This window comes from Streptomyces sp. TAA040 (assembly GCF_000424845.1).
Genome location: NZ_AUKR01000023.1, coordinates 50,665 through 76,115, shown reverse-complemented (window position 1 = coordinate 76,115; position 25,451 = coordinate 50,665). Strand labels below are relative to the sequence as shown.

Below are 25,451 nucleotides of genomic sequence, written 5' to 3'. Positions count from 1 at the left end.
AGCACGGCCGGTGGGGCGTCTGCTACCCATTCACTCACCGCGAGCAGTGACTTCGCCCCGGCCAGGACCGCGCAGGCGGTCAGCGCGAGCACCGCCACCAATGGATGGCGTACTCCTCGCGGATCGCGTGGATCCGGGACCGCCGCCAGCCGCTCCAGCAGGCCGGGCACGTCCCGGCCCAGAGCCGGAGGATGAGGGCTGAGCTGGTCAAACGCGGGCGATATCAGAGATGATGCGTCAGCAGGCACGGGCTTCCCAGGATCACAGAGCGCAGAGAACTCCATGATCACGGACGTCCGTTCCTGCTTCGTACCGGACCCCACCCAACCCGGTAAGACGTCAGCAACCGGACGTCATCGAACTACGCCGAAGCCCTGCCACTCCGGCGGGCAGGTGTTCGCGTGGGAGATCCCTTGCCGTAACCGCGGAGGGTCCACGGGTCACCGGTGCTGATCGACGTCATGCTTCTGTAAGGCGAACGCCTCTGGGGCTCCCGGTCGGAGGTGACTACTTTCGCACTGCGGACACGTTCCCGCACTCGGGGTCACGCCGTGCCCCTGCACGCGTGCGACCGGGACGGAACGGGGCCGCCGAATCAGCAGGCGAATTCTCTCCACAGGAGCCCCCTTGCGCAGTTACGCAGTCGAATTCATCGGTACCTTCTTTCTCGTCCTCACCGTGGGCACGGCGGTGCTCTCCGCAGCACCGTTAGCCCCGCTGGCCGTCGGAGCGATCCTGATGGTCATGGTCTATGCAGGCGGACATGTCTCCGGTGCGCACTACAATCCCGCAGTCACCCTGGCGGTGCTCGTCCGCGGTCGGATCAGCGTCGCGACCGCGGCGGGCTACGTCTGCGTCCAGGTGCTGGCCGCCCTGGCGGCCGGGCCTCTCGCCCGGTGGTCGGCGGCCACGGGGTCCACGCAGCACCTGTCGCTCTCGGGTCGTCAACTGACCGCGGCCCTGGTGGTCGAAGCGCTGTTCGCCTTCGCACTGGCCCATGTGGTCCTCAATGTCGCGACCAGCTCCAGCCACCCCGACAACTCGTTCTACGGGCTGGCCATCGGCTTCACCGTTCTGGCGGGCGCGGTGACGGTCGGCGGGATATCCGGTGCCGTGTTCAACCCGGCCGTGGCCCTGGGCGGAGCTCTCGCGGGGCTCTTCGACTGGTCCACTCTGTGGGTCTACCTGCTGGCGAATCTCGCGGGCGGAACGGCGGCCGGTATAGTCTTCCGCCTCATCCACCCTCACGACCGGGGCCTTCTCGCGAGGGACGAGGCGAGCTCGGATCCTCGGGCGCTCGCCGTGCAGCCAGGCGTGTGACCCGTGTCCCGCCCTCCCTCAGAGGTGCCCCCCGCCCCCGCCGGAACCGTCCACCCCGCTGTCTCCGCGGCGGAGGAAGCGGCACACGCCTGCTGGGGGCTCGCCAGGACAGTCGCGGACCACCCGCTCGAAACGGGCCCTGCCCACGATGTCACCGCACGGCTCCTCGGCGCGGTCGACGCGCTCGGCGTGGTGCTGCGCACGACCGCTCGACTCCTACCGGAGGACGAAACCGGCGGTGCCGTGGACCACTGGCAAGCAGCTGACCGTGCCCTGGCATCCGTCTTCGCAGAGCTGTACCACTCCGTTCCCGAGGACCGACCGGCCAGGGAGTGGTTCACGCGGTACGCCGCCGAGACCTGACGGACCCACGCAGCCGGATGAAGTCCGGCCAGGTCAAGAGGCCGGGTCGCGCCGAACCACCGCGAGGGACCCGGCCGGGCACCGTCACCGTCGTCCCTGCGCGAGGCGTCGGACGTCACTCACCGTCTCGTCCCCGAACCGGTCGTGCGCATGCCGGGGGCGAGCGGTGAGGGGCGCCGGGTCGTGCGCTCAGGACCGCAGAGGGCGGAAGAAGGCGCGCAGTTCCTCCGCGTAGCGCTGGGGCTGTTCGAAGGGGGCGAAGTGGCCGCCGCGGTCGGGCTCGCTCAGATGGGTGAGGTTCGTCGTTCGCTGCAACCACTGCCTGGGCGGTCGGACTGTGTCGCCCTGGAAGATCGAGAATCCGGAGGGGGTCTCGACGTAGCGGGTGAGCTGTGCCGGGTCGATCGCGGCGTTCGCGTGGTACATGCGCATCGAGGATCCGATCGTGCCCGTCAGCCAGTACAGGGTGACGTTCGGGAGGATCTCGTCCTTGGTGTAGACACTCTCGATGTCGCCGTCGCCGTCGCTCCAGGCCCGCAGCTTCTCGACGATCCACGCGGCCAGCCCCACCGGCGAGTCGGTGAGACCGAACGCCGCCGTCTGCGGCTTGGTGCGGTGCATCGCGCCGTAGGCACCCTCGCGCGCCCCCCCATGTTCCGGCACCTTCGAACCAGGCCCTCTCCTGCGGCGTCAGCTCGGAGACGTCGCCGCTGAACACGGGCAGTCCCCCGTCCGTGCGGTGGACGCCCACGACGCGGTCGGGATTCTCCAGTGCGAGGTAGCGGCTGACATGGCTCCCCATGTCCCCACCTGCCGCGGCGAACGAGCCGTAGCCGAGCCGGGTCACCAACCGGGCCCACAATTCCGCCACGTCGAGGGAGCTGAGCAGCGTGCCGGTGGGGATCTCGGAGTAGCCGTAGCCCGGCATGTCCGGCACGATCACGCCGGAACGTCTCGCCCAACGATGTCAGGGAGGGAACGGTCTTGTGCCGTCGCTCACGCCTGGCTGAGGCTGGGCTGATCACTCGTGGAGAGGGTCCGATGGGAGCCGCGGCGTGACAAGGAGTCCAGGCAGGAGCGGTTCCGTATCGACGACCACGTGGTCAGTCAGGCGGAGATCCTGGCGGAAGGGGCCCGGCTAAGCGATCATGTCAATGACAACGGACGGCTGATCTACACGGAATCCCCGCGCTCGGCCTGGGCCAGGTTGCGACCGGCATCGACCCGGACATCGGTACCTTGCAGACCACCGCTCCGGCCAGCGCCTACTTCGACCGTGTCGGCAAGGTGGTTACGCCACGGTGGAGCAACGGTCGGGTCGTGGGGCGGGGGGGCAGCGTCGTGAGCAATGCTCAAGACCTGTGGATCGGTCTCGGGAGGGGTGCCTCGCGGAACGCGGAGGGCGTACCTTCCCGAGTGATCGATTGATGGTCACCGCGTAGACCCGCGGGTTGGGAAGGCACGCCCATGCTCAGCGTAGTCAACAACGACGGAACCACCGAGACCGGATCCCTGATGGACGACATCGTCCGCGAGGGTGCCCGGCGGATGCTCGCCGCGGCCCTGGAGGCCGAAGTCAACCAGTACATAGCCGAGTTGGCTGGTGAGCGGGACGAGGTCGGCCGTCGTCTGGTGGTCCGCAACGGCCATCATCGCGAACGGACGGTGACCACCGCCGCCGGGCCCCTCGCGGTGAAGGCGCCCCGCGTGAACGACAAGCGCGTCGATGTGGAGACCGGTGAGCGCAAGCGGTTCTCCTCGAAGATCCTCGCACCGTGGCGCCGCAAGTCCCCGAAGATCAGCGAGGTCCTGCCCCTGCTCTACCTCCACGGACTGTCCTCCGGGGACTTCGTGCCCGCGATGGAGCAGTTCCTGGGCTCCTCGGCCGGCCTCTCGCCGGCGACGGTGACCCGACTGACGAAGCAATGGAGCGACGACCACACCGCCTTCCACGCCCGCGACCTGTCGGATTCCGACTACGTCTACGTGTGGGCCGACGGCGTCCACCCCAAGATCCGCCTCGGCCAGGCCCACTCCTGCGTCCTGGTCCTCATGGGCGTGCGCCCCGACGGCCGCAAGGAACTCATCGCGCTGGCGGAGGGGCTGCGTGAATCGACCGAGCCGTGGGCGGATCTGCTGCGTGACTGCCGCCGACGCGGCATGCGCGATCCCGAACTCGTCGTCGGCGACGGTGCGATGGGCCTGTGGAGGGCCCTCGCAGAGGTGTTTCCGCAGGCCAGGCACCAGAGGTGCTGGGTTCACAAGATCCGCAATGTCATGAACGCGCTACCGAAGTCGGCTCAGCCCGGCGCGAAGAAGGCCCTGCAGGAGATCTACAACGCCGAGGACCGCGACCACGCCGAGAAGGCGATCAAGGACTTCGAACGCGCCTACGCAGCGAAGTGGCCGAAAGCGACCAAGAAGATCACCGACGAGGCCGACGAGCTCCTCGCGTTCTACGACTTCCCCGCCGAGCACTGGGTGCACCTGCGCACGACAAATCCCATCGAGTCCACTTTCAGCACCGTGAAATTGAGGACCAAGGTCACCCGCGGGTCCGGCAGCCCGGCCGCGGCCCTGGCGATGGTGTTCAAGCTCGTCGAGTCCGCCCAGGCCCGCTGGCGCGCGATCACCGCGCCCCACCTCGTCGCCCTCGTCCGCAACGGCGCCCGCTTCAAGAACGGTCACCTCGTCGAACACCCCGAGGAACCCGCCGCAGCGTGACACACCTCAACCGCCCTGCAACTCCTGACAGTTACTCATGGAACCAGCGCCGGTGGCGCTACGCTGCTGTGTCGTGCAGGAGACACGTCTCGACACTGCTCGGATCCGGGCGGCTCGCCGGGCAATCGACCCGGTCTTTCTCGACACTCCGCTGTACCGCTGCGAGGCGCTGGAGCCCGGCCTCGGGTGCACGGTGAGCATCAAGCTCGAAACGGCGAACCCGGTCCGCAGCTTCAAGGCCCGCGGCACCGAGGTAGTCGCGAGCCTGCTGGCCGACAATGCGTCGAGAGCCGCGGTGTGCGCGAGCGCGGGCAACCTTGGCCAAGCCCTCGCGTGGTCCGGTCGCGGCCGGGGGCTCGACGTGACCGTCGTGGCGTCCCGCTTCGCGGCTCGGGCCAAGCTTGATCGCATCCGCGCATTGGACGCCAAATTGGAGCTGGTGGACGGCGACCACGAGATGGCTCGCGAGCGGGCGGCGGCCATCGCACGGTACGACGGCATCCGGCTGGTCGAAGACAGCCTGGACATCGAGACCTGCGAGGGCGCGGCGACCATCGGCCTGGAATTGGTGGACACCGCACGATCGTTCGACACCGTCCTGATTGCTCTCGGTGGTGGGGCGCTGGCCACCGGCGTGGGTAATGTGGTGAAGGCCTTGGCACCCGAAGTCGAAGTGATCTGCGTCCAGCCGCTGGGCGCACCGGCGCTGACACACTCGTGGCGCCAACGACGTGTCGTCACCACCGACTCGACCAACACCATCGCTGACGGCGTCGCCGGCCGGCGTCCCATCCCGGCTGTCCTGGACGACCTCCTCCTGGTCGCTGACGACGCCATCCTGGTCCAGGAGGCGTCGATCATCGCCGGTATGCGGATGCTCCTCGACCACGCCGGCCTCGTCGTCGAACCTTCGGCCGCGCTCGGCATCGCGGCGATCCTCGAAGACCGTGACCACTTCGCCAGCCGACACGTCGTCACCATCGTGTGCGGCAGCAACGTCGACGTAGACGCCTACCACCGCTGGGTCGGCGCGGCCCCCGTCCACAGGTCTTGACAATTACTCGGGCAGTCGGCGACGCACGACGAGTGGGTGACCGTCGTCGCCCAGTGGCATGCCACGGCTGGTGTACCGCAAGAGCGGGGCGAGGTTCGAGCCCGCGCAGCACGCGTTCGTCCGGACGGTCGAGGCCTACGCCACCGGCGTGTTCCGCGACACTTTCGACACCACCCAGCAGTTACAGATCAAAGTCGCGGCGAGACTACGGGAGTTGGAGTCGGCAACCTCCGCCCTGGCGTTCACGAAGCTGACGCAGCCCGTGGACCTGCAGTGGGTCCTCGACGAGGACTCCGCCCTGGCATGGTCCGGCAGTCAGGACCCCTTGCTGGAAGCTTATGTCCTGCCGCTGGACTTTCACGGTTACTCGGCCCGAGAACTCGAACAGCTCAACACCTCACTGCCACCGGATCCGCACCTCCGGAGAGGTCGGGCACGATGTCGCTCTCACCCCGTCGAAGTCAACCGCACACGCGGCTGTGAGCATCCCCGCCCCGACGGCGGACCCGGAGCCGGTGGCCGACGCCTTTCCGCCGCCGACCACCTCGTCATCGCCGTCCTCAAGATGCGCTGGTCCATGACACACGCGAGGCTCGCCGAGGCCACCGGCCTGACCAAGAACAGAATCGGCGCGACTCTCCGCGACGCCGCCCCGTCCTGGACGCGCTCGATCACGCCGTGCCGATCGGCCCCCTCACTGTGACCACGGCACAGCAGCTCGCCGAGATCGCCGGGCACGACCTCACACCCCCGTAATCCCCCAAGAAACAGAGGAATTATTTTTCGACAGCCCCTGCCCTCGCTCCGCCCGCGCGAGGGACCCCAGGACCTTGCCGCGGCTCGGGACCGGCTGCTGCTCCTCGTCATCGCTCATGCCGACCAGTCGGCCACGGGGAACCTGTGGATGGAGTCCGGTGCCCGCGCAGGTCGTGCCGGGCGTCGGCGTGCCGGCGTCCAGGCGCGCGAGGGCGGCAACGGCAGTCACGGACGGGGGAATCGGGTCTCGTACGGGCGGGCTGTCGTGCACAATGCCAGGCATGATCTACGTGAGCCCGTTCGGCGACATGGACACGGACCACGAGTGGCCCGATGCAATGTGCCTGTCCCGCGCGCACTGCGCGAACGCGTCCGAGGAGACGATCGGCGCGTTCTACGAAGGCGCCATCGCGTTGATCGACGCCGGGGTCCCGCAGCCGGCCTTCTTCCTCGCCCGGCAGCTGGCCGAGCTTTCGCTGAAGGCGCTCGTCGGCCCCGGACACAAGGACAGGCATGACCTCGGCACGCTGCTGAAGCGGCTGGAGGAGCGCGGCGATGACCTGTTCGCCGCGGAAGACGACCGACGCCTGGTCGTCGAATTCATCCGGGACTTGTATACCCGCGACCCGAGGGGCGACCAGGGGCGCTACGCGACCACCCAGGGCGGGGAGCTCTCACTGGCCACGGTGTGCTGCGCGGACCGCGAGCTGTTTCGCCAGTACGTCAACCTCCTCTTCGCCTACACGCAGGAGCGGCTCGGCCGTGTCGGCCAGGCCGTTTGAGCTGCGACGGCTCGCGTCCCTTGAGCCGCACCCCGAACAGCCCGTGAGCCCCGGACCGCGTCGGTCCGGGGCTCACGGGCTGTTCGGGGTGCGGCTGCTACAGGTCGAACTCGAGGTGTTCGATGTCGGTGAACCGGACCTCGTCCAGGCTTCCGGCGCGGCGGCCGCTGTCTTGGAAGTAGACCTCCTTGAGCGCTTCGGCCGCGATCTCCTGCAGTCGGGCGTCGCTGGCGCCGGCTTCCTGGGCTTCGAAGAGGCGGGCTGCGTACTGCGGGGGCAGGGCGACGGTCAGGTGCCGGATGCGGTTCTCATCCGTCGACCCGATCGGCGCGGCGTAGCCCATGCGGGCCCGGGTGTCGATGACGATGCCTCCCGTCGATGCTGCCTTGGCCTTGGCCTTGGCCCGGATCTGCGGCTGCCATCTCTTCTTGACCTCGCGCTCCAGGCGGGCGGCGAGGTCCGGGCGGGGCTTTTTGATCTGGTCCTTCACGTACCGCTCGACGGTGCGCTGGGAGACTCGCAGTATCTGGGCGACGGCCTTGGTGCCGCCCAGCTGCTTGACCAGGTACCGCATCTGCGGGCCCGCGTTCTTGGGCGCCGGGCGGGTGAACGCCTTCTGCGCCGCCTTCTCCAGGCCGTCCCCGATCAGGCTCATCGTGGCCTTCTCCTACTCTCCGTTGTCGATGTCGGTGACGGTGCCGTCCTTGATGTACCGGGCGAGGTTGAGCTCGGGGGCGGTGAACCGGTCGCGGACTTCCTCGCCCCACAGGACTTCCTGGGTGCCTTCGTGCTTGACCAGGCCGGGACTGATGCCGAGTTTGAAGCCGCCGGGCAGCGGCTTGCCCTCCCGGTAGGGCAGGAAGTCCAGCGGGCTGGTGCCGTTGGCGGCGTAGACGACGCAGTCGGAGAGGATCGCGATCGGGTACTGCCCGGTGAACGCCGCGTGCTTGACGATCTTGCGGTGGAGGTTGATGCGGGTGCGGGAGATGACGGCCGCGCGGATGTCGGGCCGCCAGGTCGGGCGGGACAGGGCGCGCCACGGCTCGCCGGGCCGCCACCCTTCACCGCGGGGGCGCTCGCGTAGCTTGCCGATGCCGCCCTTGACCGTCGCCTTGATCGCCGTGGTGACGATCGCCAACTCGGGGTCGCGTTCCTTGTAGCCGTCCATTGCGGTAAGGAAGTCGGCCGGGGCGAGGTCGGCGGCGACGCCGAGGTCGGCCATCGTGGCGAGGTAGGCGTCACGGAGCCGGTTGTACCAGCCGTCCAGGTAGCGGCCGTTGTCGTACCGGACCCACGCCTCGATCGGCGCGACGTCGTAGCCGAGCTCCACCGCGTAGGCGACGGTGGGCGTCGCGTACCAGGCCGGCCCTTCCGGTCGCGCGCCCTTCGGCGTGAACGGGGACGGCAGCAGGCTGCCGTCCAGCTCCACCCGCTCCTTGCCGACCTTCACGCGGGACAGGTCGACGTGGGACAGGTCGACCAGCCAGCTCCCCGGGAGCTTCGGGGCGAAGCCCGGGTTCGTGACGTGCGTCGCCTCGCCGAGGCCGACGTTCAGGCCGTTCGCGCCGGCGGCGAAGGCCATGTTGACGTCCAGGCCGACCAGATGGCGCACGGTGCACTCGGCATCGGTCATCGGCCGCGCCCAGTCGTAGGCCTCCTCGAACAGTTTCTCCGCCGGGCCGCGCACGTGGAACCGGGGCAGGTCCTTGAGGGCCGGGTGGCCGTCGGGGACCTCGCACGGCGGCCAGTTCATCGGGTCGATGGCGTCCTTGCCCAGCGAGCCGGGGTTGTGCTCGCCGGTGCGCTTGCCGTTCTCGTCGGGCGCGGTGGCCCGGGTCGCCGGGTGCAGGGCGGTCATCAGCTCCAGGCCGGTCACGGCGGTCGATCCACGCGGCGTCATCACCCGCGAGGCGTAGACGCTCAGGACGCGGGCGAGTTCGGCCGGCGGAAGCTGCCCGGCCTCGCCCCAGTGCCGGGTGTCGAGCGCGTTCCAGGAGGGGATGCACAGCTGTACGCAGGCCCGCTCCGAACCGGTCGCGGGGCGGTAGATCCTCGCCCACGGGCCGAAACCCCTCTTTGTCAGCTTCCACTCCGCGCGAGCCAGCTGCTTGACGACCTTGTGGCCCTCGGGCAGACGTCCGGCGTGCTTCTCCTCCTCCGTGAGCGTGACGGGGAGGCCGTAGCGCTCCAGCGCGGCCTCGGTGAGCACGAGCAGCGGATCGGCGTCCTTGCCCGGACCGGACAGCTTCGGCTGCCCGAGCTTCGCCTCCTTGAGCGTCCACTCCACCAGGGCCGGGATGCTCTTGGCGGGCACGTCCAGGACCAGGCCGCCGGTGCAGTACGCGAGCACCTGCCCGTCCTCGACGTCGACGACCGCGAGCGGGCCGTTCTCGAACCGCGGGTCGGTGCCACCCGCCGGGGTTCCGGCCGGGGCCGCCTTCCGCGCGCCCGGACGGCGCGACGTCGACAACGGCCTGGTGGCGCGCGCCGGACGTGACGCAGCCGCCGGAGCAGCGGCGCCGGGAGCAGGGGCAGGGGTCTGGGTGTTCTCGGTTGCCGTCATGGCCGCAGCCTCGGGCGCCGGGCCGGTGGACAGAGTCCGCGCTTCCGCCGGGGCGGGCGCGCCGGTGAACGTGGCCGGCACCGCAGCGTCGGCCGAGGCGGGATAGAGCTCCGCGAGTTGCGCCAGCAGCCGCGCGTACGCCTCACGCTCCGGGCCCCGGGGCTCGGTCGGCTTCTTGCTGGACTCCCAGCCGCTGACCGTGGCCCGGCGCACCGCGAGCGCGGTGGCCACTTCGTCCAGCGTCAGGCCGTGCGCGACCCGCAGCCGCTTGCGCTCCTCCGCCGGCGGCAGCGGAGAGCGGGACGCGACCAGCGCGTCGACCGCGTCGAACAGTTCGGACATGGAACACCTCCTGACCCACACCCTACCCCATAAACCGTAAGGATCGCGTACGCACACCGTACGGATCGCGTACATGCTTTCGGGGGTGTCTGTTGGGGTGTTCTGGCTGGATTGGTGGCTGACTCACACGAACGCGCACCAGCTCAGGGCCCTCCCTGACATCGTTGAGTGAGACACTCTGGCGTGATCAGTTAGCCTGAGTGGACGCACGAGCAGGAGAACCACCCGTATGACCAGCACCAGCACCAGTGGCCCCGATCCGGCTCCGAAGCCGAAGCGCCGCACCTTCACCGCCGAGTACAAGCTGCGGATCGTCGCCGAGTACGACGCCGCCCCGGCCGGCGAGAAGGGCGCCATCCTGCGCCGCGAGCGCCTGTACCACTCGCACCTGATTGAGTGGCGCGCTGCCCGCGACACTGGCGCGCTCGCGCAGCTGGCAGACCACCGCACCAGCCCTGCCCGTCCCAGGAAGCACCCGGCCGAGGCCGAGAACGCCAAGCTGCGGCGGGAGAACGAGCGGCTGCGCACGGAGATGGACCAGAAGAACGCAGCACTGGAGGTGCTGGGAAAAACACACGCGCTCTTGCAGTCACTGTCCGAGAGCGCGGACTGAGCCAGGGGAGACCATCCCGATCGGCAAGCCCGTCGAAAACACCTCAATGTACATCCTGGACGACGACCTCCAGCCGATCCCGGCGGGCGCGGAGGGGGAGATTTTCATCGGCGGGGTGTGCTGTGCCCGTGGCTACCTGGGCCGACCAGCACTGAGCGGCGAGAAGTTCCTTCCCGACCCCTACACCACTGAGCCTGGGGCTCGGATGTACCGCACTGGCGACCGGGCGACCTGGGACGACCAGGGCAACGCGGTCTTCCTGGGCAGGTCGGACCGTCAGCTGAAGATTCGCGGCTACCCGCGTGGAACCGGGCGAGGTCGAGTCGGCGCTCCGGCGGCACCCGGGCAGTCGACCGCTCCGCACTGGCACAGCAGGAGGCCGAACAGAATCCCGAGCCCGATCCGACCGCCGACGACCCGGGTGCGGGAGCCGTGGAGGACGTGCTGCGCGAGGCGTGGAAGTCCGTCCTGGGTGTGAGCACGGTGGACCCCGACGCGAACTTCTTCGAGCTCGGCGGCGACTCGATCTCGACGGTTCGCCTCGCGTCGGCGCTGCGAGAGCAGGGCTACGAGCTGAGCCTCACCGACGTGTTCCGCTGTCCGACGCTCAACGCCCTGGCGTCCTTGGTGGTCCGGGCGGACGCGGTGGCCGAGACTACGGTCGACGTCAGCGGGCCACTGCCGCTGACGCCGGTACAGCAGTGGTTCATCGACCGTGCGCTGGTGGACCAGGACCACAGCAACCAGTCCATCGTCCTGGAGTGGAAGGACGAGCCTGAGGTCTACGCGCTGGAGACCGCTCTCGAGGCGCTTGTCAGTGCCCACGATGCGCTCCGGCTGCGCTTCACGCAAAGTGCGAACGGGTGGCAGCAGCAAGTCGGTGAGGCGCCGCCCGGGTTCGAGCTGCTGTCCGAGGTCTACCTCGATGAGGACGCGATCCGGACCATGAGCTCCAGGAAGCGGCCACACGGCTGCAGCGCTCGCTCGACATCGAGAGTGGACGGGTGATTCGTGCTGCGCTGATCTCCAGCGCTGAACGCCCGAGTCTTCTCCTGATCACCGTCCACCACCTGTCGGTCGACACCTTCTCCTGGCCGAGGTTCGTGCGCGATCTGGACGTCGCATACTCGAACGTCGTTGCCGAACGTGGGCCCAGCCTGCCCGGAGACTCCTTCGTCTTCTCGCAGTGGGCGAGCGCGCTCGCTGCCGCGCGTCCTCGCGAGGCCGCCACGTCCGACGGCAGGGAGGACGCGGCGCGTGAGCCGGTCTCCCTTCCCCGGGACATCCCGGACGGCCCCACCACAGTGGCGGATATCGAGTGCGTCGAGGTGCGTCTGGAGGCGTCCGCCACGCGAACGCTGTTGCGGGAGACACCAAGCGACTACAGCAGCCCGGTCGAGGTCGTGCTTCTGACCGCACTCGCTGAAGCTCTCGGCTCGGCCCATGACCTGCCGTCGGTGATGTTCGATGTGGAACGGCATGGTCGGGACAGTCGCCTTCCCGGTCCCGATCGCTCCGATGCGGTGGGCTGGTTCGCGGGGATCCATCGGGTGACGCCGCAACCGGTGTGCTACCGCCGCCGCAGCAAGGCTACCGACCGTCGCCGCGATGCTGAAGGCCACCCACACCAGTCCGATCGCGGCAGGTCCGTAGCCAGACTCCTTGGCCCACACAGGCACGAACACCGCTATGCATGCGGCATCCAACAGATTCGTGATGCCGGGGGCCGTCCGCCTCGCCGGCCGCCACGGCATCGCCGCCGCCCTCAGGCGAAACGCCCGCCACGCCACCCGGTCACTGTGAATCCTGGACACTCCATGATCAGAAAACGGTCATACCCACTTCGCGCCGAGGCCCTGATCGGACGGGCCGTCCTCGACACCCTGCACTGTCGGTGTTCCTGCCGGTCCTCAGGCCCTGGCGGTGGTCGCGGTCAAGGCGAGCGGCATAGTCGGGCGCCCGGGTGAGCACGCCGATGGGAGCTCACCACCGGGCGAGACCGGTCATCGCGTCGATCAAGGCGGTGGCGTTTGCGGGGTCCAGCGCCCTGCGTCGGGGCCTTCGCGCTCCCGGCGACCGGTGCCGCCTCCGGAGCGAAGCGGTCGGGCCGTGATGTCCGCAGCGGGGCCCGGGCCCAGTACGGTGGCTGCTGACCGTGAGGGCCACGGGGAACGAGCAGGGGGCACCACCGGCATGACACTCGCGCTCTGTATCGATACGCGGCGGTGGCGGGAGCACCACAGGGAGACGCTCCGGCGGTTCCCGGGGCTCGTGCCGGTGTGCAAGGGGAACGGGTACGGGTTCGGGCTGCCGCGGCTGCTGCGGGAGGCGGAGGCCCTCGGCCCGGGGCTGCTGGCGGTCGGTACCGCGTTCGAGGCCGCGGTGGCCCAGGACGCGTACGCGGGTGATCTCTGGGTGCTGACGCCCTGGCGGGAGGGCGAGGCGGAGACGGAGGCGCCGCTGTCGGACCGGGTCGTACGGACCGTCTCGTCTTTGGACGGAGTCAGGGCTCGTGCCGGGGGCAGGGTGGTCGTGAAGCTCATGTCCTCGATGAGGCGGCACGGACTGGCGGAGGCGGATCTGCCGGAACTCCGCGCGCTTCTGCGGGGGCGGGAGTGCGCGGGGTTCTCGGTGCACCTGCCGTTGAGCCGGCCGAACGGCGAGAGCGGGGCGGACGAGGTGACCGCCTGGATGCGTCGGTTGCGTGCGGCTCGGCTGCCGCTCGACACCCTGTTCGTCAGCCATCTCTCGGAGGACGAACTCGCGCTCCTCCGGGAACGGTTTCCCGGTACGGCGTTCCGCCCGCGCATGGGGACCCGGCTCTGGCTCGGCGACCCGGGGGCCACCGGGTACCGCAGCCGGGTTCTCGGTGTGCGGCGGGTGACCAAGGGAGAGCGCTACGGTACACGTCAGCGGCGCGCCTCGGCCGAGGGGTACCTGGTGGTCGTGTCCGGCGGCGCCTCGCACGGCATCGGGCTCAGTGCGCCCCGGGTGCTGAGCGGCCTGCGGCCGCGGGCCAGGCAACTCGCGGGGGCTCGCTTCACCGCGGTCAACCGGTACCTGTCCCCGTTCCTCTGGGACGGCCGGCGCTGCCGGTTCGCCGAGCCTCCGGATCTGCTGGAGTCCGTGCTGTGGGTGCCCGCGGACGGGACAGCCCCGGCGGCGGGGGCCCGACTGCCGGCCCTCGTGCGGTACACGATCACCCGGCCCGATCACGTCGTGGACGAGCCGGAGGCGGCGGAGGCCGGTGTTCCCGGGGGGTGACTCGCGGGCGGGGCGGTCAGATGCGCCAGGTGCGGATGCGGTCGGCGGCCTGGTAGACGGTGGCCTTCCCGGCCTGGATGGCGCGGACCAGTTCCACCAGCGCGCCGTAGGGCGGGTCGATGCCCTCGCCGGCGGCGTGCATGTAGGCGACGGCGGTCTGGCAGGCGTACAGCGAGTTGCGGTGCGGCAGCGCTTCGAGTCGTACGAGGGTGTGCAGGAGCGCGGCGGCCCGCCAGGCGCAGTCGGGTTCGGCGGTGGTGGGACGGGGGATGCGCGTCCGGTGGCGGGCCACGGCGGCGACGAGGGCGGAGTAGTCGGCGACACTGACGTCTTCGGGGACGGCCTGCTCCTGGACGTCCAGCAGCCAGGGGATGTCGATGTGCAGCATCAGGCGGCGTCGGCCCCCCGATGATGGGCGGCGGGTTGCGGACGGGCGGGCGGCGTCTCGTCGGGGAAGGCCTCGTCGAACTCGGTCCGGTGGTTCTCGCCCCAGGAGACGGCGTGGCGGACGAACTGGCGGCGCTGCTGCTCGCGCAGTGGCAGGTCGTGGACGTACTGCTTGAGGGATTTGCCTTCGGCGGCCGCGGCGGCGCGGACTGCCTCCAGCTCCTCGTCGGTGAAGGTGACGTTGAGAGACGGCATGCCCGTCATGGTACCTAGTTGGTACCTCCCGCGGCCAGGGGCGCCGTCAGGGGCGGTACACGGCGGCGGTGAGGACGAGTCCGCGGGTGACCTGCCAGCGGCCCTCGAACGCGCTCAGCGTCCTGCCCTCGCGGTCCCGGCCGGCCTTGAGGAGGCGGGCCCGGAAGATTCGCGTGTGCGGGACCAGGTCCAGTTCGGCCTCCTCGAAGTCGAGCCACTCCCCGGTCAGCGGATACCAGGTCTTGTAGACCGCCTCCTTGGCGCTGAAGAGCAGCCGATCCCAGTGCACGGACGGGTCCAGGGCGACCAGCGCGGCGATCTGTTGCTGCTCGGCGGGGCGGGCCACCGCTTCGAGGACGCCTTCGGGCAGCGGCCCGTGCGGCTCGGCGTCTATCCCGAACGAGGGGATGTCGGCACCGCGGGCCACGGCGGCGCCGCGGTACCCGGTGCAGTGCGTCATCGAGCCGACGACGCCGTCCGGCCAGCCGGGAGCGCCCCGGAGGCCGGGCAGCAGGGGCACGCGCGGGCTACCGAGGGCGGCCAGTGCCCGCCGGGCGCAGTGCCGGACAGTGGCGAACTCACGGCGTCGCTTGTCGACGGCCCGCGCCACGTGGGCCCGCTCCTCGGGGAAGAGGAAGACCTCGGGCGGGTCCTCGAATGCCTCAGCGGTCTCGGCCCGCTCGGGGAGCAGGGGTGCGAGCAGTGTCGGGCTCACGCGGCATGCTCCCGGGGGGCGATGCGGCGGAGGATGCCGTGCGGGTGCCCGTGCCGGCGCCACTCCCGGGGGTAGCCCACCGACACCTCCTGGAAGGGCACTCCGTCGTGGACGGTCCGGCGCGGGATGTGGAGATGACCGTAGACCACCTGGGCGACGCGGAAGCGCCGGTGCCAGTCCTCGGTACGGCGGGTGCCGCACCACATGGCCAGGTGGGGGTGGTGCAGGACCCTGGTTGGCTCCCGGACCAGCGGGTAGTGGTTCACCAGGACCAGGGGGACGTCCGGGTCGGCCGCGGTCAGCCGCCGCTCGGTCTCGGCCGCCCGGGCGGCGCACCAGGCCTCGCGGCTGGGGTACGGGTCCGGATGCAGCAGGTACTCGTCGGTGAAGGCCAGCCCCGCCGCGTCCGCGACGGCCAGTCCCTGGGCCTTCGTGGTGGCGCCCTGAGGCAGCCACGAGTAGTCGTAGAGGACGAACAGCGGGGCGATCGCGAGTGGGCCGCCCTCGCCGTCGAACACAGGGTAGGGGTCCTCGGGAGTGACCACGCCGAGGCCGCGGCACATCTCCACCAGGTGGCGGTACCGTGCCTCGCCCCGCAGCGTCACCGGGTCGCCGGGGTGGGTCCACAGTTCGTGGTTGCCCGGCGCCCAGACCACACGGGCGAAGCGGTGGGACAGCATCGAGAGGGTCGTCTCGATGTCCGCGACGTGCTCGGCGACGTCACCGGCGACGAGCAGCCAGTCGTCGGGGGTCTCGGGGCGCAGTTCCGCGACAAGTCCCCTGTTCTCGCCCACCGCCGCGTGCAGGTCGCTGACCGCGAGCAGACGGCCGGAAGATCGCATGTCAGGCATCGCGCCATCCTACGCAAGCGCGTACGAAGCCGGCGGCCGGTCGCGGGGGCTGCCTCAGCCGTCCGTTCCTCGGAAGGCCAGGACCACATTGTGGCCGCCGAAGCCGAAGGAGTTGTTGAGCGGGACGACGGGTCCGTCGGGGAGGGCGCGGGGCTGGTCCGAGACGAGTCACGGGTCGACCTCGTCGTCGAGGTCGGTGATGTTGATGGTCGGCGGCGCGGGGCGGTGGTGCAGGGCAGGACGGTGGCGACGGTCTCGATGCCGCCCGCTCCGCCCAGCAGGTGGCCGGTCATCGACTTGTGGCCGAGACGGCGATCCGGTCGAGGCCGCTGCCCAGTACTTTCCCCATCGCCCTGAGTTCGGTGAGTCGCCCTGCGGGGTGGACGTGGCGTGCGCGTTGAGGTGAACGATCGACGAGGGGTCGGTCCCGGTAGCGGCGAGGAGCTGTTCGAGCGCCGCGATGTTTTGGCGTCCGGTCGGCTCCGGCTGGGCGATGTGGTGGCTGTCGGACGAGAGTCCCTGGCCGATCGCCTCGCAGTAGGCGGCGGCACCCCGGCGGACGGCGTGTTCGTCGGCTTCGGGCACCACCACGCCGGCTCCCTCTCCGAGCACGAGGCCGTCGCGGGCCCTGTCGTACGGACGGGCCCCCGCTGCGGGTCGTCGTTCCGCTTATACATCGCCAGCATGTTGCCGAAGGCCGCGAGGTTCAGCGGCAGGATCGCCGCCTCCGTACCACCGGCCACGACGACGTCCGCCCGGCCGGTGCGGATCATGTCGATGCCGTGGCCGACGGCTTCTGCACCGGAGGCGCAGGCGCTGACGACGGTGTGCACGCCTGCCTCCGCGCCCACCTCCATTCCGACGGGGGCGGCGCGGCTGTTCGGCATCAGCATCGGGACCGTCAGCGGGGAGACCCTGCGGGCCCCCTGCTCGCGCAGGACGTCGTGCCAGGGCGTGTGGGAAGTTGTGGCGGGGACGCTGTCGGCGGCCTCCCGAGCACTGCCGGTGAAGCCCGCGTCGGCCCACGCCTCCCGTGCGGCGATCAGGGCGAACCGGGTGGCCCGGTCCAGTCGGCGGTCGAGATGGGGCGGCAGGATCTCCGACGGGCCCGCGGCCGCCGACGCGGCCCTGCACACGGACAGTCCGGCGGCCCTGTACTGGCCGAGGGAGACGGCGCCGGAACGTCCGGCGAGCATTGACGTCCAGGGGGACGCGGCGTCCCCGCCCAGCGGGGTGGTGGCGCCGACGCCGCTGACGACGACCGGCGGAGGTTCTGACCGGAATGCATGGGAACCGTTCACTCCACTTGTGGAAGGGCGCTGGCCGTGCGGCGGGCGCCACTCGACGCACTACTGGGGCAGCGGCGCTGGTGGGAGAGCCGTTCACTGGTCGGTTCCCGGCAGGCGGACCGGAGTGCGGGGCGTGCCCGGCCACGGTCGAAGGAGCCGCGAGGGCTGCTGCGGCCGCGGCCGGGCACGTTGAGGACATTCGTCCGAGCGGACGGTCAGACCCGCAGAAGGCGTTCCGTGACCTCGCGGTAGGCGCGGAGCGCCACCCGCAGGTCTTCCGTTCCCGCCCCGTCGGACCGGCCGGCCCCGTCCCAGTCCGCGCGCAGCGACCTGCTGTGGGCGGACAGCGACCGGGTCAGGTGCTCGGTGGCCTCGTCCAGGACACCGGCGGCCTCCTCGACGGCCTGGCGGGGCTCGTCGACGAACCCGTTGAGTGCCTGCTGAAGACGTCGGGCGAGTTCCTCCCGCTCCCCGTGGGCGAGGAGCCCCTCGGGCGTCCCCGTCCCGTCCGGCCCTCCGGAGCGGGCCGGTGTGCCCGGCGTGGAGGCAGCCGTGTCGGGCGACGAGGCCCGAAGCGGCCCCGGCGGGCGACCGGAGTCGCGCGGGACCGCAGGGCTGCTGCCCGCGCCGGGCAGCGGGTTGCCGACGCCCGGGTCGCGGTCGGTCCCGGTCCTCTCGGGGCCGCCGGGACGCGGGACTCCGCCGCCGCGCGCCGCTCCGTCTCGCGTTCCGCCGGCCCGCACCGGAGGCAGCGGGCCGCGCTCCCCCGTCGCATCGGGTTCCCGGGCTCCGTCTGCTCGCTTCTCGTCGTATGTCATGAGGTGCTGCTCCCCTTCGGTCGCAGTGAGGGACCGTGCTGACTGTCCCGGCTGTCGGCGGGGGCACTGCCCCGGACGTCGTCGGCGGCGGGGCGGTGGCCGTCGCCGGAGCGGCCCGCCACGAGTTCGTCGAAGAGAGCGCGGGCGCCGACCATCGCCTCCCGCAGGGATTCGGTTCCGCTCTCCTCGGCGCCGCGTGCGGCGCGGTGCACCTGGCGGAAACCCTCCACGCGGTGCGGGTGGTGGACGGAGAGCGCCGCCACCTGCTCGTCGTACTGGTCGGCCGCAGGGAATCCCCGGTCTGCGGCGAGCCGCGCGACTAGCTGGTCGACCTCGGCGACGACTTGTCCCGGCACGTCCACGAAGCGCTCCTGCAGACCCTGCCAGGTGGCAAGGTACTTCTCGCGCTCAGCGGGCTCCAGGGGTCGCGGTCGCAGGTCACCGTGTCGTTGGAGTCGTTCGTTCAGCTCGCGCTCGGTCGCCTCCGCGTCGCCGTCGTGCCGGGCGAGCGTCCGCTCGTACTCGGGGCCGAACCGTTCGCTGAGTTTCCGGCCTCCGGTTCGGCCGCGGTTGTTGACGTACCACGCGGCGGCTGCGGCGAGCGCCACCACGACGAGGACCGCCACAACGATCCATACAGTGGACACCATGGCCCCCTTCCCAAGTGCTGCTCTCGTGCAACACCCGTTGGATGCAGGGCCCTTGTTGGCTTTCGGGCCCTCACAGGAACCGGGTGACCCGCATGAGCCCCGCCAAACCCCGGACAGGCGGTGGACACTGGGCGCGCGGTGGTGCGCGAGGGGGCGACACAGGGCGCGGGAAGACGGCGTGGTCCGGTCGGCGTCGGGTTCCGTCGCCGACCGGCACCGCGGGGTGTCTCAGGGCTTGCGGGCGACGGCCCCGTACATGGCGACGTCGGCGTCGTCGGTCTCCCCGACCTCCACCGGGTCCGGGTGCCACTTGTGGATCTGCACCACTCCGGGCTCCTCGAGTTCCAGGCCGTCGAAGAACCGCTCGGTCTGCTCCCTGGTGCGGAACTTGAGCGTCTCCCCCCGCGCCCGGTACTCCTGCTGGACACGGGCCAGCATCTCCGGGGCGAAGTCGTCCGTCGCCACGGCCAACGCGACGTAGCTTCCGGACGGGAGCGTGTCGACCACGCTGCGAACGACGCGGTAGGCCTCGTCGTTGTCCTCGATGAAGTGCACCATCGCGATGACGGTGAGGCCGACGGGCTCGTTCAGGTCGAGGGTCTCCCGCAGCGCGGGAGCCGAGATGATCTTGTCCGGATCCCGCATGTCCGCCTGGATGTACGCCGTCCGGCCCTCCGGCGTGCTGTCCATCAGCGCCCTCGCGTGCGCGAGCACAATCGGGTCGTTGTCGACGTACACGACCCGCGACTCGGGCGCGATCTGCTGCACCACCTCGTGGAGGTTGGGGGGCGTAGGGATGCCGGTGCCGATGTCGAGGAAGTGGCGGATACCCTTCTCGGACACCAGGTAGCGTGCCACCCGGTGCATGAAGGACCGGTTGGCATGCATGTGGATCCGGAGCGAGGGCCAGACCTGCAGCGAGGCGTTGCCCGCCTCCCGGTCGATGGCGTAGTTGTCCTTGCCGCCGAGGATGTAGTCGTAGATCCGTGCACCATGGGCCCGACCGGTGGCCAGGTCGAGTGCGTCGGCGGATTCGGACTCGCTGCCTGCTCCGCTCACTGGCGTGCCTCCTGCTCGTGTGCTGGTGAGGGCTGCCAAGATACCTCAAGTCCGCCGCCCGGGAATGATGTTGACCCGCGGCTCACTCTCCCGGCAGAACAGCTCGCCGTGCCGCTGCCGGGACCCGGTACGGCGAGCCGAGGGTCCGGCCGCCCCCGGGCGTTCGAGCACCGCGGGCAGCCGGAAGGGTTCCGGGTTGTCCCGAACAGCCCCGGCGCGGACATCCGGGACAAAAGTACTCCTTCCTTTCCGAACAACTGGAAAGGGTGCTGATCGACACAGGGCGCTGCCGCCGCTTGGCACGGGTGCGCCGGCCCGAGCGTCGGGGCGCGCCGGGCCGGTCGACCGCGGAGCAGTGGCACCAGGGCCGCGGTGCCGGACCCGTGGTGCGCCGGGCCGGCAGGAGAGCCAGAAAATGCCGACGGAGCCGTTCCGTGGAGCAACCAGTGGGAGCGCTCCCATAGTCGAGCCGCCCGTGTCCACTGTCAAGGGCCCGGCACGATGCTGCCCTGACCGATAATTTTGCGGCCCGATTTCTGTCCGCCGTCTGGCCGTCACGCATTCTTGCCGCTACGTTCTGCTGAACCAGTGGGAGCGGTTCCACCTGTCGGGCGCCCGGGACGGCGCGGATCGGACAGCAAGGAGTCGCTCCAATGCACATGTGTCACGCACGCGCTCCACATCTTCCGGCGGCGCACCACCGCAATCTGTGCCGCCTGCTGCACCGGGGCGGCGCCGTTCGCGCGCCCCGCACCTCCCGCCCGCCAGGGCAGGCCCCTCCCCCCGGCCCGCGCAGCCCGTGACGGACCGCCGCGTCCGGCAGCACTCCACCCGGCCGGTCGTACCACCGGCCCCACCGACTGCCGCGCCGGTCACAGCGGCGCGGCGCACCACCTCCGTGCGTGCCCGGTCCTGAAAGGGCGTGCACGGAGCCGGCACCGACCAACTGGAGGAAACCCGCATGGCAGGAAGCAGAACCGCGGCGCGCAGGCGCCCGATCGGATTACTCGCGACAGGCGCGCTGGTGCTGGGCACCGCGGCGACCGGAGGTGCGCTCTCCGGAGCCGCCTCGGCCGCCGCCCCGGCCTGCGCCGTCACGTACGAGGTGCAGAACGCGTGGAGCGATGGCTTCACGGCTTCGGTCACCGTCACCAACAACAGCACGGCCCTCGACGGCTGGCAGGTGGAATGGGACTTCGCCGGATCGCAGCAGGTGACGCAGGGCTGGAACGCGGATGTCGCGCAGAGCGGTGCGCACGTCACGGCCGCGAACCCCTCGTGGGGCGGTGGGCTGGGCAGCGGTGCCTCCGCGACCTTCGGATTCCAGGCGACGCACTCCGGGACGAACACCGACCCGGGCGCGTTCACCCTCAACGGCGTCGCCTGCAACGAGGAGGAGCCGACGGACCCCACCGATCCGACGGACCCGACGGACCCCGCCGACCGGGTCGACAACCCCTATGAGGACGCGAAGCTGTACGTGAACCCCGACTGGTCCCGCCAGGCCGCCGCGAACGGTGGTGAGGCGGTCGCCGACGAGCCGACAGCCGTATGGCTGGACCGGATCGCCGCGATCGACTCGGGCTCCGCCGGTGAGAACACCATGGGCCTGCGCGACCACCTGGACGAGGCGCTGGAGCAGAACGCCGACGTGCTGCAGATGGTCACGTACAACCTGCCCGGCCGCGACTGCTCGGCGCTCGCGTCCAACGGCGAGCTGGGGCCGGAGGAGATCGACCGGTACCGCGACGAGTTCATCGACCCGATCGCGGAGATCCTCTCCGACGAGAAGTACGCCGGTCTGCGGATCGTGAACACGGTCGAGATCGACTCGCTGCCCAACCTCATCACGAACGTGGGAAGCCGGGCCACGGCCACTCCCGAGTGCGACGTGATGCTCGCCAACGGCAACTACGTCGAGGGCGTCGGCTACGCCCTGGCGACCCTGGGTGCCATTCCCAACGTCTACAACTACATCGACATCGGCCACCACGGCTGGATCGGTTGGGACGACAACTTCACGGCGACCGCCGAACTGCTGCACGAGGCCGCCAACACCGCGGGAGCCACCGTGGACGACGTGGCGGGCTTCGCGGCGAACGTCGCCAACTACGGAGCGCTGCGGGAGCCGCACTTCTCCATCGACGACACGGTGAACGGCACCTCGGTGCGCCAGTCCTCGTGGGTGGACTGGAACCGGTACGTGGACGAGATCTCGTTCTCGCAGGCGTTCCGTGAGGAGGCCGTGCAGGTCGGCTTCAACGCGAACGTCGGGGTGGTCATCGACACCTCCCGGAACGGCTGGGGCGGGGCGGACCGGCCCAGCGGCCCCGGACCGCAGACCAGTGTGGAGGCGTACGTCGAGGGCAGCCGGGTGGACCAGCGGATCCACCTCGGGAACTGGTGCAACCAGAGCGGAGCGGGGCTCGGGGAACGTCCCGCCGCCGCACCCGCGCCGGGGATCGACGCCTACACGTGGATCAAGCCCCCCGGCGAGTCGGACGGTTCGAGCGAGGAGATCCCGAACGACGAAGGCAAGGGCTTCGACCGGATGTGCGACCCGACCTACCAGGGAAACCCGCGCAACCTGGACAACCCCTCCGGCGCACTTCCCGACGCGCCGGTCTCGGGGCACTGGTTCCAGGCCCAGTTCGAGGAGCTGCTGGCGAACGCCTACCCGCCGCTCCCGTGAGGTGAGCGGCACACGGGCGTCCTGACGGATCACCCGTGCCCCGCCGAGTCCGGAGAGGGCCGTGTCCCACGGGGGGGGGACGGTCCTCTCCTTCGGCCCTATTCTCCTCCTCTCCTCCGGCGAATCCTCTCCGGCGGGCGAGGACGCGACCGCCGCGGGAGCGTCCGTTTCCCGGCGCGGTTGACGGGCACACGCTCAAAGCCCCGACCGGGGCCGTCGATCAGGAGGAGAGAGCAAATGAGCACGGGGTCGATCAGCACCGGCAAGCGCAAGGCGCAGCGCGGCGCGAGGCAGGCCGCGAACGGAACGGCGATGGAGGCGGCGGCGCGCTGGGGCCTCGCGGCCCGGGGGGCCATCTACCTGTTGATCGGCCTGCTCGCCTTCCGCATCGCGTTCGGCGGCGGCGGTCAGGAGGCGGACCGCGGTGGCGCTCTGCAGGAGCTCGCCGGGCGGCCGTTCGGCTCGTTCCTGGTCTGGGCGGTAGGTGTCGGGCTGGCGGGTATGGCTCTGTGGCGTCTCTCCGAGGCCCTGTTCGGGGCGGCGGTGCCGGACGGCAACAAGCCGTCGAAGCGGGCCCTCTCCGCGGTCCGGGGGGTCGTCTACACCCTGATCGCCTACTCGGTGCTGCGGTTCGCGTCCGGCGAGTCCGGCAGCGGTTCCAGCGACAAGCAGTCGCAGGACGTCACGGCCCGGTTGCTGGAGATGCCCGGCGGCCAGTGGCTGGTGGGTATCGGCGGGCTGGTGCTGGCCGGTGTCGGCGGCTACATCGGCGTGAGCGCGGCGATGCGCAAGTTCCACGAGGAGCTGAAGCGGGCCCGGTTGTCCCACCGCGTGCGGCAGGTCGTGGACGTGCTCGGAGTGAGCGGCGGTGTCGCCCGCGGCACGGTGTTCGCCGCGGCGGGCTGCTTCGCCGTGGTCGCCGCGGTGGACTTCGACCCCGACGAGGCGAAGGGCCTGGACGCCACGCTGCGCAGCTTCGCGGAGACACCGGTCGGCCCGTGGCTGCTCGCGGTCATCGCGGTCGGGTTGGGCCTGTTCGGGCTGTTCTCGTTCGCCCTCGCCCGCTGGCGCAAGGTCTGAGCGGAGCACGGGAGGAATGCGGGCGGCATCCGGACGGACGCCGCCCGCGGCCGATCCGTGGCCCGGCCCCCGCGGAGGCGGACGATGGGACGGTCGGCACGCCGCGCGTCGCCTCGACGGCGGCACGCCCCGCCCGCCGGAGCGGTCAGCGGTCGGGACGGCCGGGACCGCAGACCCCGCAGGCGCTGCCCAGGTCCGGGTCGTAGCGGCTGCCGCAGGCGCAGCGGGGCCAGTTCGCACAACTCGGGCAGCGGGTGCGGGGAGCCGCGACCGGGACTCCGCAGGAGCCGTCCCCGCCCTCGCACTCCCGCATCGGCGGCCGGTGGGCGATCGCCTGGGCTGCGGTGCGGTCGGTGCCCGGGGCGGACGCGGCGCGACCGGCGATCGCCTCACCGGGCGGGGCGGCGCAGTGGGGGCAGCGCCGGTCGGGGTCGCCCGGAGCCCAGCCGTCGTCGCACCGGGCTGGGCAGCCGCCGGGGGCGACTAGCCACAGTGCCACGTCGTCGGGCCGGTAGGCCGCCTGTGGGCCGTCCTCCTCGCGGCGCAGCGGCCGGTCGGCCCAGCCGTTCCACCAGCGGCGCTCGATGCGGCCGGCGAGCTGCGGGGCGGTGTGGTGGCGGAGTTCGGCGCGGATGGTCCGGACGACGGCAGGCGGGGCGGAGCCGCCGCAGGCGCGGACGACCTTGTCCGGCAGCGACGCGAGGACGGCGCGGACCGGGTCGGCGGCGCCGGCCGCGTGTCGGCAGTCCTCGCACAAGTCCTGGTGGTGGGAGCGGGGCGGGTAGACCCGCGCCCAGCGACGTCCCGTCGCGTCGGTCCTGACCGGCGCCTCCTTGCGGACGGTCTCCGCAGGGCGCCGGTCGGGCAGCGGTGACCGGCAGGAGCGGCACTGACCGCGGCAGGAGCGGCACGGCCCGCCCTCGGGGTCGCCGGTGGGCGCGGCGCACCCGGGACACTCGGTCCGGCACATGGCGCAGAGATGGTCCTCGGGGTGCGGGACCGGCAGGACCCGCCCCTCCCCCTGGCAGCGGACGCAGCGCCGGGTGTCGATCTCGCAGGGGGTGGGCAGGACCGGCTGTCCCGGGCAGAGGTCGCAGCGCACGAGGACGCGGTTGTCCCGACGGTAGCGGGTGCTCATGGCGGCTCCGGGTGGCGGGCGGTCGGTCGAGCGGGGGCGGAGCCCCCTGGCCGCGGCGGAGGGGCGGCGCCCGGCGGCCCCGGCCGGGCGATTCGGGCCGGGCGATTCGGGCCGGGCGCCGATCCTACCGTCGCCGCGGGCCGCCGCACCGCGCTCGGAAGCGAGGAAGGGTGGAGCGGGTCGGGGGCGGCGCGGCACGGCCAGCGGGGTGGTCAGTCGCCGAGCAGACGGCGGGCGGCCAGGGCGGGGGACACCTCCGCGGCATCGACCGTGCGGCGCAGCGCGAGACGGACCGCCGCCTCCCGGTCGACGTCCGCCCAGGGCAGCCGGGGGTCGTCCTCGCCGCGGGCCCGGGCGGCATCGCTGATGTCGATGGCGAAGGCACCGCCCGAGGCACGGTACTCGCCGACCATCCGCGGTACGGCGAGGGGCAGGACGCGGGTCTGGGCGCTGCGGAGCGAGCGGACGCTGGCCCGCGGGTGGTAGCCGAGTTCGTCGACGGCTTCCCTGACGGCGCGGCGAGTTTCCTCGGAGATCTTCCGCGAGCCGTTGAAAGCATAGGAGACGGTGCTGGGTGCCACGCCGACCCGCTGGGCCACATCCCTGATCGTTGCCACGCCCGCTCCCTTGCGGTCGGTCCGGATGCCCGGTGCATTCATCGAATCGATTCGATGACGTGTCTGTCATGTCAATGAGCTTCCCGGGGCCGGGACAAGGGGCCTGCCGGGAATTCGTC

General features: G+C 71.1%; 25 protein-coding genes and 3 pseudogenes. 13 read left to right on the top strand and 15 right to left on the bottom strand.

Features of this window, described 5'->3' with window-relative positions; translation table 11 throughout:
• Positions 1–284, bottom strand: a 284-nt coding sequence (locus H300_RS30465) for a transposase family protein (RefSeq protein WP_199779209.1), incomplete at its 3' end; no start/stop codon positions are given.
• A gap of 343 nt (positions 285–627) precedes the next feature.
• Between H300_RS30465 and H300_RS27690 the strand changes: the two genes are divergently transcribed.
• Entirely contained in the window at positions 628–1,320 is a 693-nt protein-coding gene (locus tag H300_RS27690) for an aquaporin (RefSeq protein WP_078516115.1), read from the top strand.
• A 24-nt stretch (positions 1,321–1,344) separates the two neighbouring features.
• Positions 1,345–1,683, top strand: coding sequence for a hypothetical protein (locus tag H300_RS0118345; protein WP_028428593.1), 339 nt, complete (start codon positions 1,345–1,347; stop codon positions 1,681–1,683).
• Between the two features lie 189 nt (positions 1,684–1,872).
• Here H300_RS0118345 and H300_RS32555 read toward each other — a convergent pair whose 3' ends face one another.
• Positions 1,873–2,304 carry an alpha/beta fold hydrolase gene (locus tag H300_RS32555; protein ID WP_486583934.1) on the bottom strand — a complete coding sequence of 144 codons (432 nt, stop codon included), beginning with the start codon at positions 2,302–2,304 and terminating at the stop codon, positions 1,873–1,875.
• Positions 2,305–2,482: 178 nt separating this feature from the next.
• Positions 2,483–2,611 (bottom strand): annotated as a pseudogene (locus H300_RS32550) (epoxide hydrolase); the annotation flags it as partial.
• A gap of 539 nt (positions 2,612–3,150) precedes the next feature.
• Between H300_RS32550 and H300_RS0118335 the strand changes: the two are divergent.
• From H300_RS0118335 to H300_RS0118320, 4 genes and pseudogenes are all read left to right on the top strand, one after another.
• Positions 3,151–4,407, top strand: a complete 1,257-nt coding sequence (locus H300_RS0118335; protein WP_028428592.1) for an IS256 family transposase — start codon at positions 3,151–3,153, stop codon at positions 4,405–4,407.
• 73 nt (positions 4,408–4,480) lie between these two features.
• Entirely contained in the window at positions 4,481–5,461 is a 981-nt protein-coding gene (locus H300_RS0118330; RefSeq protein WP_028428591.1) for a pyridoxal-phosphate dependent enzyme, read from the top strand.
• Positions 5,462–5,942: 481 nt separating this feature from the next.
• A pseudogene (locus H300_RS30460) lies at positions 5,943–6,217 on the top strand (ISAzo13 family transposase); the annotation flags it as partial.
• A gap of 281 nt (positions 6,218–6,498) precedes the next feature.
• Complete coding sequence (locus tag H300_RS0118320) at positions 6,499–6,999, top strand: hypothetical protein (protein WP_158678387.1); 501 nt, start codon at positions 6,499–6,501, stop codon at positions 6,997–6,999.
• A gap of 97 nt (positions 7,000–7,096) precedes the next feature.
• Here the strand turns inward: H300_RS0118320 and tpg are convergent, their stop codons facing one another.
• Positions 7,097–7,654, bottom strand: a complete 558-nt coding sequence (gene tpg, locus H300_RS0118315) for a telomere-protecting terminal protein Tpg (RefSeq protein WP_028428588.1) — start codon at positions 7,652–7,654, stop codon at positions 7,097–7,099.
• A 12-nt stretch (positions 7,655–7,666) separates the two neighbouring features.
• Positions 7,667–9,904 (bottom strand): telomere-associated protein Tap, encoded by a 2,238-nt coding sequence (tap, locus tag H300_RS0118310; protein WP_028428587.1) that lies wholly within the window; start codon positions 9,902–9,904, stop codon positions 7,667–7,669.
• 229 nt (positions 9,905–10,133) lie between these two features.
• On the opposite strand from tap, the gene H300_RS32545 reads away from it, so the two are divergent.
• The 5 genes from H300_RS32545 (at position 10,134) to H300_RS0118290 (ending at position 13,781) form a co-directional block, all read left to right on the top strand.
• Positions 10,134–10,517, top strand: coding sequence for a transposase (locus tag H300_RS32545; RefSeq protein WP_028428586.1), 384 nt, complete (start codon positions 10,134–10,136; stop codon positions 10,515–10,517).
• A 46-nt stretch (positions 10,518–10,563) separates the two neighbouring features.
• Positions 10,564–10,995 carry a hypothetical protein gene (locus H300_RS32540; RefSeq protein WP_486583932.1) on the top strand — a complete coding sequence of 144 codons (432 nt, stop codon included), beginning with the start codon at positions 10,564–10,566 and terminating at the stop codon, positions 10,993–10,995.
• The gene (locus H300_RS0118295) at positions 10,950–11,525 is read left to right on the top strand and encodes a phosphopantetheine-binding protein (RefSeq protein ID WP_028428585.1); all 576 of its coding nucleotides are present in this window, start codon (positions 10,950–10,952) and stop codon (positions 11,523–11,525) included. Before H300_RS32540 ends, H300_RS0118295 begins: the two co-directional genes overlap by 46 nt.
• Positions 11,489–12,484, top strand: coding sequence for a condensation domain-containing protein (locus H300_RS32535; protein WP_486583933.1), 996 nt, complete (start codon positions 11,489–11,491; stop codon positions 12,482–12,484). Before H300_RS0118295 ends, H300_RS32535 begins: the two co-directional genes overlap by 37 nt.
• Positions 12,485–12,710: 226 nt before the next feature.
• Positions 12,711–13,781: an alanine racemase gene (locus H300_RS0118290; RefSeq protein WP_028428584.1), complete on the top strand. Its 1,071-nt coding sequence runs from the start codon at positions 12,711–12,713 to the stop codon at positions 13,779–13,781.
• Positions 13,782–13,797: 16 nt separating this feature from the next.
• Here H300_RS0118290 and H300_RS0118285 read toward each other — a convergent pair whose 3' ends face one another.
• The 8 genes and pseudogenes from H300_RS0118285 to H300_RS0118250 all read right to left on the bottom strand — a co-directional run bounded on the left by H300_RS0118285 (position 13,798) and on the right by H300_RS0118250 (position 19,805).
• On the bottom strand, positions 13,798–14,172 hold the full coding sequence (locus tag H300_RS0118285; RefSeq protein WP_028428583.1) for a hypothetical protein: 375 nt from the start codon (positions 14,170–14,172) through the stop codon (positions 13,798–13,800).
• Positions 14,169–14,423, bottom strand: a complete 255-nt coding sequence (locus tag H300_RS0118280; RefSeq protein ID WP_028428582.1) for a hypothetical protein — start codon at positions 14,421–14,423, stop codon at positions 14,169–14,171. Before H300_RS0118280 ends, H300_RS0118285 begins: the two co-directional genes overlap by 4 nt.
• A gap of 46 nt (positions 14,424–14,469) precedes the next feature.
• On the bottom strand, positions 14,470–15,126 hold the full coding sequence (locus tag H300_RS0118275; RefSeq protein WP_028428581.1) for a 4'-phosphopantetheinyl transferase superfamily protein: 657 nt from the start codon (positions 15,124–15,126) through the stop codon (positions 14,470–14,472).
• Between the two features lie 8 nt (positions 15,127–15,134).
• Positions 15,135–15,989 (bottom strand): metallophosphoesterase family protein, encoded by an 855-nt coding sequence (locus H300_RS0118270; RefSeq protein WP_486583931.1) that lies wholly within the window; start codon positions 15,987–15,989, stop codon positions 15,135–15,137.
• Positions 15,990–16,043: 54 nt separating this feature from the next.
• Positions 16,044–17,290, bottom strand: a pseudogene (locus H300_RS30445) (beta-ketoacyl-[acyl-carrier-protein] synthase family protein).
• A gap of 203 nt (positions 17,291–17,493) precedes the next feature.
• A complete protein-coding gene (locus tag H300_RS29400; RefSeq protein ID WP_051270170.1) occupies positions 17,494–18,096 on the bottom strand; it encodes a hypothetical protein in 603 nt (200 codons plus the stop codon).
• Positions 18,093–18,746 carry a hypothetical protein gene (locus H300_RS27670; protein WP_037980921.1) on the bottom strand — a complete coding sequence of 218 codons (654 nt, stop codon included), beginning with the start codon at positions 18,744–18,746 and terminating at the stop codon, positions 18,093–18,095. Before H300_RS27670 ends, H300_RS29400 begins: the two co-directional genes overlap by 4 nt.
• A 228-nt stretch (positions 18,747–18,974) precedes the next feature.
• Positions 18,975–19,805 carry an SAM-dependent methyltransferase gene (locus H300_RS0118250; protein ID WP_028428578.1) on the bottom strand — a complete coding sequence of 277 codons (831 nt, stop codon included), beginning with the start codon at positions 19,803–19,805 and terminating at the stop codon, positions 18,975–18,977.
• 961 nt (positions 19,806–20,766) lie between these two features.
• Here H300_RS0118250 and H300_RS0118245 point away from each other — a divergent pair.
• Together H300_RS0118245 and H300_RS0118240 are read left to right on the top strand one after the other, a co-directional pair.
• Positions 20,767–22,497, top strand: coding sequence for a glycoside hydrolase family 6 protein (locus tag H300_RS0118245; RefSeq protein ID WP_028428577.1), 1,731 nt, complete (start codon positions 20,767–20,769; stop codon positions 22,495–22,497).
• 237 nt (positions 22,498–22,734) lie between these two features.
• Positions 22,735–23,577, top strand: coding sequence for a DUF1206 domain-containing protein (locus tag H300_RS0118240; protein ID WP_028428576.1), 843 nt, complete (start codon positions 22,735–22,737; stop codon positions 23,575–23,577).
• Positions 23,578–23,722: 145 nt separating this feature from the next.
• Here H300_RS0118240 and H300_RS27665 read toward each other — a convergent pair whose 3' ends face one another.
• Positions 23,723–24,715, bottom strand: a complete 993-nt coding sequence (locus H300_RS27665) for a hypothetical protein (RefSeq protein ID WP_037980919.1) — start codon at positions 24,713–24,715, stop codon at positions 23,723–23,725.
• 212 nt (positions 24,716–24,927) lie between these two features.
• On the bottom strand, positions 24,928–25,332 hold the full coding sequence (locus H300_RS0118230) for a LacI family DNA-binding transcriptional regulator (protein WP_078516117.1): 405 nt from the start codon (positions 25,330–25,332) through the stop codon (positions 24,928–24,930).
• Positions 25,333–25,451: the final 119 nt, after the last annotated feature.